14 protein-coding genes are annotated in these 15,416 nt (G+C 73.6%); 5 read left to right on the top strand and 9 right to left on the bottom strand.

Annotated elements, in window-relative coordinates:
- Positions 1–73: 73 nt before the first annotated feature.
- The gene (locus SJY14_RS01480; protein WP_396599578.1) at positions 74–997 is read right to left on the bottom strand and encodes an NmrA family NAD(P)-binding protein; all 924 of its coding nucleotides are present in this window, start codon (positions 995–997) and stop codon (positions 74–76) included.
- Between the two features lie 326 nt (positions 998–1,323).
- Between SJY14_RS01480 and SJY14_RS01475 the strand changes: the two genes are divergently transcribed.
- Positions 1,324–1,704 (top strand): hypothetical protein, encoded by a 381-nt coding sequence (locus SJY14_RS01475; protein WP_043597691.1) that lies wholly within the window; start codon positions 1,324–1,326, stop codon positions 1,702–1,704.
- A 319-nt stretch (positions 1,705–2,023) separates the two neighbouring features.
- Here SJY14_RS01475 and SJY14_RS01470 read toward each other — a convergent pair whose 3' ends face one another.
- The 3 genes from SJY14_RS01470 to SJY14_RS01460 all read right to left on the bottom strand — a co-directional run bounded on the left by SJY14_RS01470 (position 2,024) and on the right by SJY14_RS01460 (position 4,919).
- Complete coding sequence (locus SJY14_RS01470; protein ID WP_396599577.1) at positions 2,024–2,707, bottom strand: hypothetical protein; 684 nt, start codon at positions 2,705–2,707, stop codon at positions 2,024–2,026.
- A gap of 262 nt (positions 2,708–2,969) precedes the next feature.
- Entirely contained in the window at positions 2,970–3,515 is a 546-nt protein-coding gene (locus SJY14_RS01465; RefSeq protein ID WP_396599576.1) for a cysteine hydrolase family protein, read from the bottom strand.
- A 99-nt stretch (positions 3,516–3,614) separates the two neighbouring features.
- A complete protein-coding gene (locus SJY14_RS01460) occupies positions 3,615–4,919 on the bottom strand; it encodes a PP2C family protein-serine/threonine phosphatase (RefSeq protein ID WP_396599575.1) in 1,305 nt (434 codons plus the stop codon).
- A 212-nt stretch (positions 4,920–5,131) separates the two neighbouring features.
- Between SJY14_RS01460 and SJY14_RS01455 the strand changes: the two genes are divergently transcribed.
- Both SJY14_RS01455 and SJY14_RS01450 read left to right on the top strand, forming a co-directional pair.
- Positions 5,132–5,761: a bifunctional 4-hydroxy-2-oxoglutarate aldolase/2-dehydro-3-deoxy-phosphogluconate aldolase gene (locus tag SJY14_RS01455; RefSeq protein ID WP_396599574.1), complete on the top strand. Its 630-nt coding sequence runs from the start codon at positions 5,132–5,134 to the stop codon at positions 5,759–5,761.
- A complete protein-coding gene (locus SJY14_RS01450; RefSeq protein WP_396599573.1) occupies positions 5,758–6,807 on the top strand; it encodes a sugar kinase in 1,050 nt (349 codons plus the stop codon). The genes SJY14_RS01455 and SJY14_RS01450 overlap by 4 nt, the downstream gene beginning before the upstream one ends.
- A 72-nt stretch (positions 6,808–6,879) precedes the next feature.
- Here the strand turns inward: SJY14_RS01450 and SJY14_RS01445 are convergent, their stop codons facing one another.
- The 3 genes from SJY14_RS01445 to SJY14_RS01435 all read right to left on the bottom strand — a co-directional run bounded on the left by SJY14_RS01445 (position 6,880) and on the right by SJY14_RS01435 (position 10,070).
- Positions 6,880–7,971 carry a nuclease-related domain-containing protein gene (locus SJY14_RS01445; RefSeq protein ID WP_396599572.1) on the bottom strand — a complete coding sequence of 364 codons (1,092 nt, stop codon included), beginning with the start codon at positions 7,969–7,971 and terminating at the stop codon, positions 6,880–6,882.
- A 75-nt stretch (positions 7,972–8,046) separates the two neighbouring features.
- The gene (gene chrA / locus SJY14_RS01440) at positions 8,047–9,228 is read right to left on the bottom strand and encodes a chromate efflux transporter (protein ID WP_396600238.1); all 1,182 of its coding nucleotides are present in this window, start codon (positions 9,226–9,228) and stop codon (positions 8,047–8,049) included.
- Between the two features lie 203 nt (positions 9,229–9,431).
- The gene (locus SJY14_RS01435; RefSeq protein ID WP_396599571.1) at positions 9,432–10,070 is read right to left on the bottom strand and encodes a GNAT family N-acetyltransferase; all 639 of its coding nucleotides are present in this window, start codon (positions 10,068–10,070) and stop codon (positions 9,432–9,434) included.
- Positions 10,071–10,188: 118 nt separating this feature from the next.
- On the opposite strand from SJY14_RS01435, the gene SJY14_RS01430 reads away from it, so the two are divergent.
- Positions 10,189–11,499, top strand: a complete 1,311-nt coding sequence (locus tag SJY14_RS01430; RefSeq protein ID WP_396599570.1) for an amidohydrolase — start codon at positions 10,189–10,191, stop codon at positions 11,497–11,499.
- Positions 11,500–11,803: 304 nt separating this feature from the next.
- Here the strand turns inward: SJY14_RS01430 and SJY14_RS01425 are convergent, their stop codons facing one another.
- On the bottom strand, positions 11,804–12,304 hold the full coding sequence (locus SJY14_RS01425) for a MarR family winged helix-turn-helix transcriptional regulator (protein WP_396599569.1): 501 nt from the start codon (positions 12,302–12,304) through the stop codon (positions 11,804–11,806).
- A gap of 60 nt (positions 12,305–12,364) precedes the next feature.
- Between SJY14_RS01425 and SJY14_RS01420 the strand changes: the two genes are divergently transcribed.
- Positions 12,365–13,720 (top strand): FAD-dependent monooxygenase, encoded by a 1,356-nt coding sequence (locus tag SJY14_RS01420; RefSeq protein WP_396599568.1) that lies wholly within the window; start codon positions 12,365–12,367, stop codon positions 13,718–13,720.
- Between the two features lie 237 nt (positions 13,721–13,957).
- On the opposite strand, the gene SJY14_RS01415 is transcribed toward SJY14_RS01420, so the two are convergent.
- Positions 13,958–15,409 (bottom strand): PTS ascorbate transporter subunit IIC, encoded by a 1,452-nt coding sequence (locus tag SJY14_RS01415; protein WP_396599567.1) that lies wholly within the window; start codon positions 15,407–15,409, stop codon positions 13,958–13,960.
- Positions 15,410–15,416: the final 7 nt, after the last annotated feature.

Here is a 15,416-nt window from a genome sequence, read left to right as displayed (position 1 = left end):
ACGACATGGGTCGTCGGGCGGTCTCGGGAAGCGACGGAGGCGTGATCGACGCGACCCGCGCCTCCTGCGGTGGTCAGGCGGCGGACCCGGCCGGCGAGCCGGTCCGCGTCGCGAGGACGTCGCGCACGGTCGTCCAGCGCTCGGGACCGTAGCGGTCGTTGTCGACGTGGCGCAGCTGCGCGTCGCCGCTGAACATGTTCACGAAGTACTGCATGCCCTGCCAGGCGGGGAAGGTGTCGTCGCCCTTCGACGTGCGGCGCATGACGGCCGCCATCGCCGAGAGGGTGCCGGTCGTTCCGGCCCACTGCGGCTTGAACGGCGTGCCGGTGAGCTCGCTCATCGTGCGGGCGACCTGGCGGGCGGTGACCCTGTCCCCGGCGACCTCGACGACGCGCGGAGCCTCGGGGTCGAGCGCGACCCGGGCGACGACGTGGGCGACGTCGTCCTTGGTCGTGAAGTCCAGCACCTGGTCGGCCGACGACCAGAACAGCACACGCTTCCGGTCGAACAGGACCATCGGCGCGTCCCCGGTCAGCAGGTCGGTGAACATGCCGTTCAGCACGGACGTCGCCCGGATCGGAGCCGCGTCGACGTCGGCCGCGAACTCACGCCGCAGCTCGAAGTTGCGGTTGCTGCCCGGCGGGATGCTGCGGTAGTCGGCCGAGTAGTCCGACGGCACGAACCGCGGCACCCCCGCCGCGACGGCTGCCTTCAGCAGTGCACGCTGTGCGTCGACGATCACGGGGCGGACGCCGCTGACGGCCGACACGACGACGTCGGCGCCGCGGGCGGCATCGGTCAGGGCGGGCACGTCCGTGTAGGAGGCGCGGGTCACCTCGACCCGGTCGTCGTCACCGAACAGCGTGGCCGCGCCGGTGCTGCCGGGGCGGGTCAGGACGCGCAGGCGCACGTCGCTCGTGGTGTCGCGGAGCAGCTCGCGGGAGATGCGCTGGCCGAGGTCGCCGGTCGCGCCGGCGAGGAGGACGGTGGTGGTCATGGGGGAGTGGCTCGTTCCGTCGGGGGGTCAGAGGCCAGTCTGCGCGCTCGGCGGCGGTGCGGTGCGGTGCGGGGAGGAGGTGCGGGGCGGTGGGTTGCGGTGCGGCAGGGCGCGGGTGCCGGGGCGCATGACGCCAGGATGTGGACACAGCGCCAGGTCAAGGGCTGGTGCTGTGCCCACTTCCTGGCGCGGTGTGCTGGGGACGGGGTGTCCTCGGGGACGCGATCCGCGCCTCCTCGGGGCTTGTGGGCCCGTTCCTCGTGTGAGGGGAGCACGATGGCGGGGACCCGTCGTACCCGTGCGCGGGCGAACGGAGAGAGCCGACCATGAGCACCACCGACCCCGACGACTTCGTCACCCGCGCCGCACGGCGGGCCCGTGAACTCATCGACACCTCCGACGTCGTGCCGCCCGTCGCCCGGGGTGCCCTGCACGACCTCGCGGGCCGGGCCGAGACCGTGGTGCGCGACGTCACCGACCGGGCCGGGTCGTCGGCCCACGACCTGGTCGACCGCGCCGAGGTGATCGCCGACCGGGCCGAGAAGACCGTGCGCGACGTCGCCGAGACCGTCACGATCGCCGCGATGGAGGCCACCGACCAGGCCCACCAGCGCTACCGCCGCCGGGCCCGCGTCACGAACGCCGTCGGCGCCACCGTCATCACGGGGCTGGTCGTCGCGTTGGTGGCGAGCCGGCGCCGGGGGTAGCGCCGCCGGCCTGCTGGACTGCCACCCCGTCGGCCCGCCACCCCGCCACCCCGTCGGCCCGCCACCCCGCCACCCCGTCGGCCCGCCACCCCGCCACCCCGTCGGCCCGCCACCCCGCCACCCCGCCACCCCGCCGGCCCGCTGGCCTGCCGGCCCGCTGGCCTGCCGGCCCGCCACTCCGCTGGCCTCCCGACCCGACACCCCGCTACCCCGCCACGAAATAAACATCCCGCCACGGGAAAAGGTGGCGGGACGTTTATTTCGTGGCGGCGTGGCGGCGTGGACGCGGTCAGAGGGTCAGGAGGCGCGGCGCGGCCGGTCAGTTGCGCGCCGGCGGGTCGGGCAGCACGAGCTCGCGGTCGCCGAGTGGGGCGGAAAGGGGCACGTGAACGATGCGGAGTTCGTCCGCGTCGGGCTTCGTCAGCGGGTTCGACGTGCCGCAGCGCAACGGCGCACCCTGGAACCGGATCTTCGAGACGCCCGTCACCGCCACCGAGACCTCGTCGGCGCCCTCTTCGACGAAGACCGTCCCGGGCTGACAGCTGCCCTGCCGCACGGCGACGACGACGTCACCGTCGGCCAGGTCTCCGCCCAGTTCACCGAGGTCGTCACGCCCGACGACCTTCGCCTGCCACACCGGCAGCCCCTGCTGCTCACCTGTGGACCGCGACATCACACCGGCCACGCTCGTGGTCTGCTCGACTTCGGGGTCGAGGTCGATCTGCAGGTCGCCGTACGACGAGAAGACGCCGATGTCCCAGGCGTCCTGCAACGAGTCGCGCGCCTCCGCTTGTCGCTGCGCGGTGAAGCCCCAGAACCCGAAGCCGACCGAGAGCACGATCAGGATCACGCCCGAGACCCGCGTGTACCGGACCAGGAGATCGCTCGGCTCGGCCCGGTCGCCGTCGCGCACCTGCCAACGCGAGCCGAACAACATGGCCCGGGGCGGCGCGACCAGGCACCAGACTCCGGCCAGCACCCCGACGACGGATATCCATAACATGACCGAACCCTATCGAGCCGGGTCGAACGCTGCGCCTGCCCCCCTGCCCGCCTGCCCGCCTGCCCGCCTGCCCGCCTGCCCGCCTGCCCGCCAGCCCGCCAGCCCGCCAGCCCGCCTGACCAGCCGCTCGGTCGCCCGCCGCCCTGCCCGCCGGCCAACCCGCCACGAAGTAAACATGCCGCCACGGGAAAAGGTGGCGGCATGTTCACTTCGTGGCGGGAAGAGGCGGAGCCGACGTGACGCAGCCCAGCGCGCCGAGCGGTCAGGCCGCGAGCAGCGACTCGCTCGTGACGACGGTCGCGAAGCTGCCGTCGAGGGCGGCCATGAACGCCGCGTGGACGTCGCGGCCGGCGACGGTCGTCCCGCCGTGCACGAGGTCGGGGGCTGCGCACCCGTCGGCGACGACGGTGCAGGTGAAGCCGAGCTCGTGCGCGGCCCGCGTGGTCGAGTCGACGCACATGCTGCTCATCATCCCGACGATCACGAGTTCGGTCACGTCGCGCTCGCGGAGGCTCGCCTCGAGTCCCGTGCCCACGAAACTGTTCGGCACGTGCTTCTCGACGACCAGCTCGCCGTCACGGGGTTCGACGGTCGGGTGGAACGCGAGGCCGGCGGTGCCCGGTCGGAAGAACGTCGCGCCGTCGCCGGTCGAGACGTGGAAGACGTGCACCACGGGTTCGCCCGACGCCCGGAATGCCTCGAGCGTCGCGCCGGCGGCGGCTGCTGCCGCCTCGGGCTCGACGAGGGGGAACGCACCCCCGGGGAAGTAGTCCAGCTGGATGTCGACGATGAGCAGCGCGCGGGTCATCGGGCAAGCATGGCAGGCACCGCGCCCAGGGTGGGGACGAGGAGGCGCGGTGTGCGTCCGACAGGCACCGCGCCTCCTGCGAGCCGGTCGCCGCCCAGCTCAGGGGCGCACCGGCACCGACGTCGGCACGAGCGTCGTCGCGACGACCGTCACGTCGTCGCTGCGTTCGCGCTCGCGGGCCAGCCCCTCGACGACCTCGACGATGCGGGCCGGCTCGGGGGTCGCGGCGAGCAGCTGCTCGAGGTCGTACAGCGCCTCGAGCTCGACCGGGAACAGGTCGAGCACCCCGTCGCTGACGCAGACGAACACGTCGCCCGCGTCGAGCTGCGAGCGGTGCCGATGCCAGGCGGTGCCCACACCGATCGGCAGGTCGGCAGAGTTGAGACGGTCGACGCCGCCCGCCGCGCGCCGGATGAACGCCAACCCGTGCCCCGCGTCGGCCCAGAGCACGCCGCCGTCGGCGTCGATGCGGGCGTGGAACGACGTCGTGAACTGCGTCTCGGTGTCGTAGGCGCTCGTCGTCAACCCCACGGAGGCGCGGTGGAAGGCCTCGGCCGGGTCGCCGTCGTCGACGCTGCTGCGGATCACCGAGCGCACCGCGGCCGCGATCATGCCCGCGCCGACGCCCTTGCCCATCACGTCGCCGACGGTCACGGCGATGCCGGACGAGGTCGGGTACCAGTCGAAGAAGTCGCCGCCGACCTCGCGGGCCGGCACGCACGCCCCGAACACCGCGAAGGCGTCGGGCAGGGTCGAGGCGTCGGGAGGCAGCAGCGACTGCTGCACCACGGCCGCCCGGTTCAGTTCGCGCTCGACGGCGTGCTGCTGGGCCCGCGCCCGTTCGAGGCGCGCCTTCGCCTGGCGGGCCAGCTCGTTGACGGCCGCGGCCACCGTCGCGTAGACGATCAGGGCGAACGCCAGGCGGATCAGTTCGCTGGGGCCCCGACCGTCCGAGGTGAACAGGTACGGCAACAGCAAGGTGACACACGTTCCGACCAGGGGCAGCAGCACGTTGCGCCGGCCGGGCCAGGACGCGACCCAGATGACCGCCAGCAGCACGATCGGCAGGAAGACCGAGCGCTGGTCGCCCGTGCCGTAGCGCAGCAGCCCCACGGCGACGAAGTCGGCGGCGGGGACGAGCATCTCCCACCGGCGCAGCTCGGCGTGGCGGGCCATCAGGGCGGCGAACACCAGCGCGGCGACGGCCACCCCGACGCCGAGCCACATCGTGATCGCGTCGGTGACGATCAGCCAGGGCAGGGTCGCGCTGAGCACCGCGGCCAGCACGATCAACAGCGCGATGAACGACTGCCGGAACAGCGGCACCTTCTCGAGAGGCACGCGACGCAGGGCCGTGTTGAGCGCTCGCCCGACCGCGTCGGCACCCTCCGTCACGCGTCCCATGCCGATCCCCTCGCCCCTGGATGGTCCGTCGACCACAGGTGTCGTCTTGCCTCGTCGTCCCCCCGACGCTACAGGGTGCGGCCGACGGAACCGAGGACCCGAGGAGGCGCGGTGTGGGCAGGACGCGCACCGCGCCTCCTGGGGGCGAGGCGTCGTCCCCAGGCGACGCCCGGTCGTTGTGCGGCGTGGGCGGGCGATGGTTGGGTGGTGGCATGAGCGCCGTCGACGTCCTCATCCGCCTCTCCGAGATCCATGTGCTGCCCGTGGTCGTGATCGACGACCCGGGGCAGGCCGTTCCGCTCGCCCGCGCCCTCGTCGCGGGCGGCGTGCCGTGCGCCGAGGTGACCCTCCGCACCCCGGGCGCGATCGAGGCGCTCCTGGCCATGGCGGGGGTGCCCGACTTCGTCGTCGGGTGCGGCACGGCACTGTCGGCCGAGCAGGTCGACGCGTCCGTCGAGGCCGGGGCGACGTTCGTCGTCAGCCCCGGGCTCGACGAGTCCGTCGCCGACCGGTGCCGCGCGCTCGGGGTGCCGCACGTCCCGGGCGTGGCCACGGCCACCGAGGTGATGCGGGCACGCGCCGCAGGGTTCGCGGTGCAGAAGTTCTTCCCCGCGGCCCAGCTCGGTGGCGCGGCGGCGATCTCGGCGCTCGCCGGGCCGTTCCCCGACCTCCGGTTCGTGCCGAGCGGAGGGGTGGGCCTCGCCGAGGCCGCGTCCTATCGCGGGGACGCCGTGCACTCGATCAGCACGAGCTGGATCACCCCGCGCGACGCCGTCGCCGCCGGCCGCTTCGACCTGGTCACCGACCGTGCCCGGGCGTTCCGCGACGAGGTGACGGCATGAGCGGCGTCCCGAGCGGGTTCGAGGGCCGGGGGCGCGCCCGGGGGCACGCCCAGGGGTCGATCGAGCGCGTCGTCACCGTGGGCGAGGGCCTCGCCGTCTTCCGGTCGGGACCCGACGAGCAGCTCTGGCGGGCCGAGCAGGTGACGGTCGGCACGGGCGGCGCGGAGGCCAACGTCGCCATGACCCTCGCCCACCTGGGCGTCCCGGTCGTCTGGGCCGGCCGGGTGGCCGCCGACTCGCTCGCCCGACGCGTCGTCCGTGAGTTGCGGGCCGAGGGGGTGACCGTCCGCACCGTCGTCGACCCGGATCGCCCCACCGGCCTGCTCGTCAAGGACGTGCGGGCCGACGGTCGCACCGCCGTCTCGTACCATCGCGCCGGCTGCGCGGGCAGCGCCCTCACCGCCGCGGACGTCGACGCGCTCGACCTCGACCTCGCCCCCGGCACCCTCGTGCACGTCACGGGCATCACCGGCTGCCTCTCGGACTCGGCCGCCGAGGCCGTCCGGCACCTCGTCACGCGGGCCCGCGAGGCCGGCGCCCTCGTCTCGTTCGACGTCAACCACCGGCCGCGCCTGTGGGGTGACCGGCCCGCCGCCGAAGCGCACCGGGAGCTCGCCGCGGCGGCCGACCTCGTCGTCGCGAGCTTCGACGAGGTGCCGTTCCTCGTCGGGCCCTCGTTCGAGGTCGACACCCGGGCGTCAGGCCTCGAGCAGGCCGAGCTCGCCGCCGACGCGTTGGCCGGGGCGGGCCACCGGCACGTCGTGGTCACGGCGGGAGCGGCCGGCGCGTTCGCGATCGACGGCGGTGATCGGGCCCTAAGCGTCGCGCACGAGATCGACGTGGTCGACACCGTCGGCGCCGGGGACGCGTTCGTCGGGGGCTACCTCGCGGGGTGGGCCCGCGGCGAGGTGCTGACCGGACGCCTGCGGCTCGCGAGCCTGTCGGGTGCCGCGGCGTGCCGGCACGCGGGCGACTGGGAGGGCGCCGTCGACCTCGACGGGCTGGGCGAGGGGCCGGGGTCGGGCGGCGACCCCGTCATCCGGTGACGGAGGGTCGAGATGTCACGACGCGCCGCTCACCTTCGAAGACGAGCGGCACGTCGGGTCGTCTCGCCGAACTCACTCGGTCGGGTCGGGGCGCTGGACGTCCGCGGCCTCCGGTGCCGACGCGACCCGCGCCTCCTGCACCTGGGGGGCCGACGCGACCCGCGCCTCCTGCGCTTCCGCGACCTCCGGCGCCGACGCGACCCACGCCTCCTGGGCGTACGCACCGAAACGGAGCACGTCGGCGCCGTACGACGCGAACAGCCGGGCCAGGTCGTCGACCCGGGCCCGGGACAGCTTCTTCGTCGGACGCGAGGTCAGCTCGCGGACGACGCCCGCGAGCTGGGACCGATGCGACACGATCGCCGTCGCCGCGCCTCCGTCGGTGGCGTCGCGCTCGGTCGCGAAGACCGTCGCGTCGCGGTGCGAGTAGAACACGCAGGTGTCGAACCAGAGCCGGACGCCGGTCTCGGCCTGCACCCGGTCGGACAACCGCTGCGCCTGCCGCCGCACCTGCGAGGCCGGGGCGTCCCGGCCGAGGTGGGTCCGCACGGTGAGCACGGTGGGGGAGTCCTTGACGACCTGCAGCGCGAACGGCGGCGTCATCGTGCTCTCGTCGAACAGGCCCGCGAACGCCGGGAACACGCTGCTCGGCGTCAGGCCGTCGAAGACGATGCCGTTCCAGCCCTTGTTCTCGATCACCATCACGCCGGTCTCGCCGAGCAGGACGTGGTCGACCTGGGCGACGAACCGCGAGGAGGCGCTGGTCGCCACGGGCACGAAGACCACGTTGGTCAGCAACACGGCGTCCACGCCCAGCTGACGGCAGGCGTCGGCGATGTCGTCGCGCGAGGTGGCCTCCCACTTGAGCCCGGCCGCGACGAGGTCGCGGGCCTGCTTCGCCTCGGTGAGGGCGGCCTGGCGCTCGGCACCCAGGGCGTCGCGCTCGCGGGCGTGGTCGGCGGCGGCCTGGGCGAGGGCGTCGTCGTGGGCCGCGGCGAGGGCCTCGTGCTGCTCGCGGGCGGCTCGGGCCTGCTCGTCGGCGGCGGCCTTCGCGGTGGCCAGGGCGCGCTTCGCCCGGGCGCGCAGCACGACGGCGACGACGATCAGGGCGACGAGCAGGACGGCGGCGATGATCCACGGGACGAGGCTCTGGTCGAACGGCATGCCTCCAGCAGAACACGGGGTGCGGGCGGGGCGCGGGTGCCTCGCCGGGCGGGGCCGGGCTCGGACGGGTCCGGGTCAGCCGGGCAGCACCGCGAGCAGGAGCCCGCCGGCCGCCGCCACCGCGACGACGGCCCACGGCGGAGTCCGCCACGCGACCAGCAGCACGAAGCAGACGAGGGCGAGGCAGAACGACCCCGGACCGGTGATCGCCGTCGTCGCGACCGGGTCGTAGAGGGCGGCGGCGAGCAGGCCGACGACCGCGGCGTTCGCTCCGCGCATCAGGGCTCGGACCGGCGTGCGGTCGCCGAGGGTGTTCCAGAACGGCAGCACCCCGACCAGCAGCAGGAGACCCGGCGCGAAGATCGCGAGGGTCGCGAGCACGGCCCCGAGCGCGCCTCCTGGTCCGATGTCGGCCACGGCGCCGAGGTAGGTGGCGAAGGTGAAGAGCGGGCCCGGGACCGCCTGGGCGGCGGCATAACCGGTCAGGAAGGTGTCGTCGTCGACGAAGCCGGGTTCGACCAAGCCGGCGTGCAGCAGGGGCAGGACGACGTGGCCGCCGCCGAAGACGAGGGCTCCGGCGCGGTAGAAGACGTCGACGAGCGCGACGGTGCCCGAACCGGTGACGGAGGCCAGGGCGGGCAGGCCGACGAGCAACGCCGCGAACACCGCGAGGCAGGTGACGCCGGCGGCCCGGGTCACGGGGAAGCGGAGGGGTGAGGACGGGCTCGTACCGGCGGAGGGCTCGGCCGTCCGACAGAAGACGAGCCCGGCCAGCACTCCCAGTGCTATCGCCGACAGCTGTCCGGCCGGTCCGGTCAGAGTCAGCGCGAGGACGGCGGCGGCGACCGCGATGCTCGCGCGCGTCCGATCCGGGGCGAGGGTCCGGCACATGCCCATGACGGCATGTGCCACGATCGCGACCGTGCCGATCTTCAGCCCCGCGACGATCGCCGACCCGACGACGCCGTCGAGCAGGCCGACACCGGTCGCCACGGCGAACATGATCAGCGCAGACGGCAGGGTGAACGCGACGAAGGCGACGAGCGCCCCGACCGGGCCCGCCCGCAGCAGGCCGAGCCCGAACCCGACCTGGCTCGAGGCCGGCCCCGGAAGGAACTGCGCGATCGCCACCAGGTCGCCGTACGGCCCGTCGCCCAGCCAACGTCGTCGCGTCACGGCCTCGGCCCGGAAGTACCCGAGGTGTGCGATCGGACCGCCGAACGACGTCAGCCCGAGCACCGAGAACGCGGACAGCACCTCGCGGACGCGGCTCGGACTGCGGGCCGGGCCACGGGCCGGGCTACGGGCAGGTCGGCCGCCGGTGTCGGGTGCGCGCTCGGTCACGAGGTCATCGTGGCAGGTGGCCGCCCACGCCGCCGCGAGATGTCACGACGTGCCGCTCGACGACGAAAGTGAGCGGCGGGTCGTGCCACCTCGGTGCCATCAGGAGGCGCGGGTCGTCACCCCGGGAGGCCGCGGCCCCGCCACGTGCCCAGCTCGGCGACCTCGCGCCAGCCGAGGCTCTCGTAGAGGCGGCGACCGTCGACGCTCGCGAACAGCAGACCCGTCGTCGCTCCTCGGGCGGCGGCCCCGTGCTCGAGACCGGCCATGACGCGGCGACCCAGCCCGCGCCTCCGGAAGTCGGGGTCGGTCGCGATGCGGTCGAAGACGACGTGCTCGCCGACGACCGCCGCCTGGCCGCGGGCGGCGACGACGCCGTCGACCTCGTCCCGCACGTGCACGACCTGGTCGTCGTCGTCGACGACGATCCCCGGGGGCGACGGCGTCGCCGACACGGGGGCCGTCATCATGCGCTCGGCGTGCGTCACGGCGTCGAGCCGGGCCAAGGTCTGGCGGGCGACGTCGTCGAGGGGGCCGACCACCGAGAGCCAGACGCCGGGCGTGGTCGTCTCGTCGACGAGGCGGGTGAGTTCGGCCGGCCTCGGCTGCGCCACGATGCGTTCGAGCGACCGGGTCGCGGCCGCCACCTCGACCCGCCAGGCGTCTCCGTCGCGGCGACGAGCGGCGCCGCGCGAGAGCGCCCAGCCCTCGACCCACCGGTCGACGAGCGGGATGAGGTCGTCGGGCGTCTCGATCACCCCTCCAGGGTAGGGCTGGTCGACCGTCACGAGAGGGCGGCGGGCACATGGCGAGTGACGGGGGTGGTGGGTAGCGTCGTGACGACGAACCACCCACGTACCACCAGAGGAGCACCTCATGACCTCGACCGGCACCGACCAGCCGCGCCCCCTCCCCGACGACGCCCGGCCGCCCGCCGTGGGCGCACCGCTCGGCGAGTTGTACCGGCACCTCCACCGGCACCCCGAGCTGTCGTTCCACGAGGACGCGACGGCCGCGATCGTCGCGGCCGAGCTCACCGCCCTCGGCTTCGAGGTGCACACCGGCGTCGGGCGCACGGGTGTGGTCGGCGTGTTGCGCCGCGGGGACGGCCCGACCGTGCTGCTACGGGCCGACATGGACGGACTGCCCGTCGCCGAGGCCACCGGCCTGGACTACGCCAGCACGGCCCGAGGCACCGACCCCGACGGGCGCGACGTGCCGGTGATGCACGCCTGCGGTCACGACGTGCACGTGACCTGCCTCATCGGTGCCGCCCGCCAGCTGGCGGGCGGCGACACCTGGTCGGGCACCCTCGAGGTGCTCTTCCAGCCCGCCGAAGAGCTCGGTGCCGGCGCCCGCGCACTCGTCGCCGACGGGCTGTTCGACCGCATCCCCACTCCCGACGTCGTCCTCGGCCAGCACGTCGCGCCGTTCCCGGCCGGTTTCGTCGCCCTGCAGTCCGGCCCCGCCTTCGCCGCGCAGGACGGCATCCGCATCACCTTCCACGGTCGCGGTGGGCACGGGTCGCGCCCCGACACGACGGTGGACCCGATCGTCATGGCCGCGGCCGCGGTGCTGAGATTGCAGACGATCGTCTCGCGCGAGACCGCTGCCGCTGATCGGCTCGTCATCACGGTCGGGTCGATCCACGCGGGCACCAAGAACAACGTGATCCCCGACACCGCCGAGATCCTGATCAGCATGCGGTCGTTCGACGAGCACGTCCGTGAACGGGCGCTCGCCGCCGTCACGCGCATCGCCGAGGGCGAGGCCGCGGCGGCCGGCGCACCGCAGCCGCCCACGGTCGAGCACTACGAGAGCTTCCCGGCCGTCGTGAACGACCCGTCCGCGGCGGACCGCACCCGCGCCTCCTTGGTGCGTCGTTTCGGCGAGCAGCAGGTCATCGCTCCCGGGCCGGTGACGGGCAGCGAGGACGTCGGCATCCTCGCCACCGCGGCCGGTGCGCCGTGCAGCTTCTGGCTGCTCGGGGGTGCCGACCCCGCGTCGTTCGCCGAGGCCGCCTCGCCCGCGGACCTCGCCCGCATCGTCGGACGGCTGCCCTCGAACCACTCGCCGCTCTACGCGCCGGTCGTCGAGCCGACCCTGACGAACGGCGTGGACGCACTCGTCGCGGCGGCCCACGAGTGGCTGCTCGACCTCGGGGCGTCAGGAGGCGCGAGACACTGAGCCCACGGCGGCCCGGCTCACGGCCGCCCGGCCTTCCCTGGACGGGAGGATGCTAACTTCCTCGGTACAGACCAGTTGGTTCGCACGGGGGCTCGGGCGAGTTGGTCTCTGCGATCGCTGATCGTGACCCGGCGGACTTCCCTGAGGAGTCGGTGCCGGGCGAGTACGCGCCGTTCCCGTCGTGGAGCGACCCGGTTCAGCCGTAGGCGCCCTGCTGATCCATCGCCGGCCGGGCCGCTCCGAGCCCGCAGCCGCGTCTCATCCCGGCACGTCGTGACATCTCGTCGACGAGCTCCGGACGGCCTCAGGGCGTCGCGTCGTCGTACACGGCGATCAGCCGGTCGAGGAAGCCCTGCACGACCGCCCGCTCGGTCTCGTCCATGCCGTCGACGAGGCGCTCGATGCCGTCGATCATCGGCAGCACCTGCTCGTAGGCCCGGTCGGCCGACGCCTGCTCGGCCGTGACGATCAGCTTGCGGCCGTCGGAGGGGTGTCGCGCGCGCCGCACGTGACCGGCCGACTCGAGGCGGTTCAGCACGAGGGTCATCGCCGCCGTCGACACCTCGACGCGGCGGGCCAGCTCGCTCGGGGTCGCGGGGCCGGTCGTGATCAGGTGGTCCATGGCGTCGAGCCCGGCCCGGTCGACGCCGAGGCGCTCGGCCAGGTGCCGCTCGAACCGTTGCTGTCGGACCGACACCTGCTGCACGCGGGCACGGATGTCGTCCGCGGGCAGCTCGCGACCGTCACGCCGGGCCCGGGTGCGGTCGTCGCGATCGGGGCGGTCGTGGGGGTCGATGTCGGTCACGACTCCACGATAGCCGTGTAGATTGCCAATATCGTTGATTATCAATCCAGGGAGCAACTTGTGACCATCCCCACCTCGCGCACCCGCGTCCTCATCTCGGGTGCCAGCATCGCGGGGCCCGCCCTCGCCTACTGGCTCGACCGCTACGGGTTCGAGACGACGATCGTCGAACGAGCCCCCGAGCTGCGGACCGGCGGGCAGAACGTCGACGTCCGTGGTGCAGGCCGCGAGGTCGTACGCCGCATGGGCCTCGAGGACGACGTCCGCGCCGCCACCACGGGCGAGGTCGGCACCCGGTTCGTCGGGCCGACGGGCGGCACGGTCGCCGAGTTCCCCGCCGGAACCTCCGATTCAGGAGGCGCGACCGCCGAACTCGAGATCCTGCGGGGGGACCTCGCGCGGCTCCTCGTCGGGCGTACCAGGGGCGACGGCCGGGGTCGTGGCACCACGTACCGCTTCGGCGACCGCATCACCGGCATTCGCGAGGACGACGAGGTCGGGGGCGGGGTGGGGGCCGCCGACCCCGCAGCCGATGCCGCCACCGGAGGCGACCCGACGACCACCGCGGCCTCCACGCCCGTCGGCACCGCGCCTCCCGGGTCCGGCTCGCGGGGCGTCGTCGTGTCGTTCGAGTACGCTCCCGACGAACGCTTCGACCTCGTGGTCGCCGCCGACGGCATCGGCTCGTCGACGCGGCGCCTGGTGTTCGGCGACGAGCCGACGATCCGGTCGCTGGGGCTCGAGACCACGTATGCGACGATCCCGCGCACGGCCGCCGACGACGACTGGTGGCGCTGGTACAACGCCGCCGGAGGTCGCTCGATCACCCTGCGGCCCGACCCCCACGGGACGATGCGCGCCGCGATGTCGTTGGTCACCGACCGCACCCGTGAGCGGGGCCGGGCCGAGCGTCGCACCGTCGCAGAACAGCGGGCCCGACTGCACGAGATCTTCGACGACGCGGGTTGGGAGGCCCGACGCGTGCTCGACGGCTTCGACCACGCGGACGACCTCTACTTCGAGTCGATCGGGCAGGTGCGGGCACCGCGCTGGTCGTCGGGCCGGGTCGTGTTGCTCGGTGACGCCGCGTACTGCGCCTCGCCGGTGAGCGGCATGGGCACGAGCCTGTCGCTGGCCGGGGCCTACGTGTTGGCCGGAGAGCTCGCCTCGCACCGTCACCACCGTGACGCCTTCGCCGGGTACGAGCGGCTGATGCGGCCGTACGTCGAGCAGGCACAGCAGCTGCCACCGGGGGTGCCGCGGGTCGCCAACCCGACGTCCCGCGCCGGCGTCGCGCTGTTCCACGCCGGGGTGCGGCTCGCGTCGACCCGGGTCGCGGGTCGGCTCGGGGCGCGCTTCTCCACCCCGCCGGCCGACGCGCTCGAGTTGCCGGACTACGCACACCTCGAGCCCTGACGCCCTGACGCTCCCGTCGAGTGGTCCCGGATCGTCCTCCACCCCGCCGGGAAGGACGATCTCGGACCACTCGACCGAGCAGTCGGGACGAGGAGGCGCGGTGATCGTGATCGACGGACGGCCCGGACACGCAGAACGGGCGGGTCCGGGGGAGGCGGGCGTCCGAAGACGACCGTTCCCGCCGAACCCGCCCGTCGTCAGCCGGGAGGCCGACCGTCAGCCGGGAGGCCGACCGACCTAGCGCGCCGAGGCGGTCTGGCCGACGCGCGTACCGTCGGCGGCCGCCGCCGCATCGCCCGAGCCGGCGTCGCCGTCGGCGCCACCGTCGCGGCCACCGTTCCGGCGGGCACGGGCCCGCACGAACAGGCTCGACGCGTACACCAGCACGAGCGACGCGAGGATCGCGACGATCACGGCGATCTGACCTCCGGCCAGGCTGATCTGGCCGAACAGGATGCCCACCACGCCGTAGTCCGAGTCGGAGAAGGTCGAGTTCGACAGCCCGATGTCGCCGAGCACCGGCAGCAGGAACAGCGGCAGGAAGGTGATCGCGAGACCGTTGGCGAAGGCACCGAGCACGGCACCGCGTCGACCGCCCGCGGCGTTGCCGATGACGCCCGAGGCGGCTCCGGTCATGAAGTGGGCGACGACGCCCGGGATCACGATGGCGGTGCCGGCGAAGATCATGACCGACATGCCGACGATGCCGCCGACGAAGCTCGCGAGGAACCCGATCAGCACGGCGTTCGGGGCGAACGTGAAGGTGATCGGCACGTCGAGCGCGGGGATCGCGTTCTTGACGAGGCGCTCGCTGATGCCCTTGAACGCGGGCACGATCTCGGCCAGCACGACGCGCACGCCGGCGAGGATCACGAAGACGCCCGCCGAGAAGGTCGCGGCCTGCATGACGACGTAGACGATGTAGTTCTGGCCGTCGCTCAGCTCGGTCTCGACGAACGAGGCCCCGGCGAACAGCGCGACGATCACGTAGATCACGGCCATCGACAGCGCCACGATCACCGTGGTGTCGCGGAGGAATCCGAGGCCCTTCGGGAACGTGATGTCCTCGGTCGACTTCGACGGCGTCCCCTTGCCACGGGTCAGCGTGGCGACCAGGCCGCTCAGGGCGACGCCGGCACCGCCGGTGTGGCCGAGGGCGACGTCGTTCGAGCCGGTGACCTTCCGCATGAAGGGCTGCACGATCGCCGGCGACAGCGTCGTGACGAGACCCTGCAGCAGTGCACCCCAGAGCACGACGCCCCAGACCGGGAACCCGGCGACGCCGAGGATCACGGCGATCATCGCGGCCATGTAGAAGGCGACGTGACCCGAGAGGTAGATGTACTTGAAGTGCGTCGTCGCGGCCAGCAGCACGTTGACGATGAACCCGAAGAAGAAGATCAGCGCGGCGGCCGAGCCGTAGTCGAGCAGCACCTGGCCGACGATGGCCTCGTTGTTCGGCACCACTCCCTGCACGTCGAACGCCTGCTGGAACATGGCGCCGAACGGGTCGAGCGAGGCGACCACCACGCCGGCACCGGCGGCCAGCACCAGGAACCCGACGAGCGTGCGCACGGTGCCCTTGAGCACGTCACTGAACGCCTTGCGCTGCAGCAGCAGGCCGACGAGCGAGATCAGCGCGACGATGATCGCGGGCTGGCGGAAGACGTCCAGCAGGACGGAGAGCACGCCCTCC

Origin of the sequence: Frigoribacterium sp. R86507, assembly GCF_044597695.1 — a bacterium.
In the GTDB taxonomy this organism is placed as follows: domain Bacteria; phylum Actinomycetota; class Actinomycetes; order Actinomycetales; family Microbacteriaceae; genus Frigoribacterium.
Note: the sequence above shows the minus strand (reverse complement) of the source record. Positions and strands in the feature narration are given on the sequence as shown.

What these genes read in the sequence shown, in the direction of transcription:
- SJY14_RS01480 (WP_396599578.1), bottom strand. Translation starts at nt 997, where the DNA reads ATGACCACCACCGTCCTCCTCGCCGGCGCGACCGGCGACCTCGGCCAG.
- SJY14_RS01450 (WP_396599573.1), top strand. Translation starts at nt 5,758, where the DNA reads ATGAGCGGCGTCCCGAGCGGGTTCGAGGGCCGGGGGCGCGCCCGGGGG.
- SJY14_RS01445 (WP_396599572.1), bottom strand. Translation starts at nt 7,971, where the DNA reads ATGCCGTTCGACCAGAGCCTCGTCCCGTGGATCATCGCCGCCGTCCTG.
- SJY14_RS01475 (WP_043597691.1), top strand. Translation starts at nt 1,324, where the DNA reads ATGAGCACCACCGACCCCGACGACTTCGTCACCCGCGCCGCACGGCGG.
- SJY14_RS01460 (WP_396599575.1), bottom strand. Translation starts at nt 4,919, where the DNA reads ATGGGACGCGTGACGGAGGGTGCCGACGCGGTCGGGCGAGCGCTCAAC.
- SJY14_RS01430 (WP_396599570.1), top strand. Translation starts at nt 10,189, where the DNA reads ATGACCTCGACCGGCACCGACCAGCCGCGCCCCCTCCCCGACGACGCC.
- SJY14_RS01455 (WP_396599574.1), top strand. Translation starts at nt 5,132, where the DNA reads ATGAGCGCCGTCGACGTCCTCATCCGCCTCTCCGAGATCCATGTGCTG.
- SJY14_RS01465 (WP_396599576.1), bottom strand. Translation starts at nt 3,515, where the DNA reads ATGACCCGCGCGCTGCTCATCGTCGACATCCAGCTGGACTACTTCCCC.
- SJY14_RS01470 (WP_396599577.1), bottom strand. Translation starts at nt 2,707, where the DNA reads ATGTTATGGATATCCGTCGTCGGGGTGCTGGCCGGAGTCTGGTGCCTG.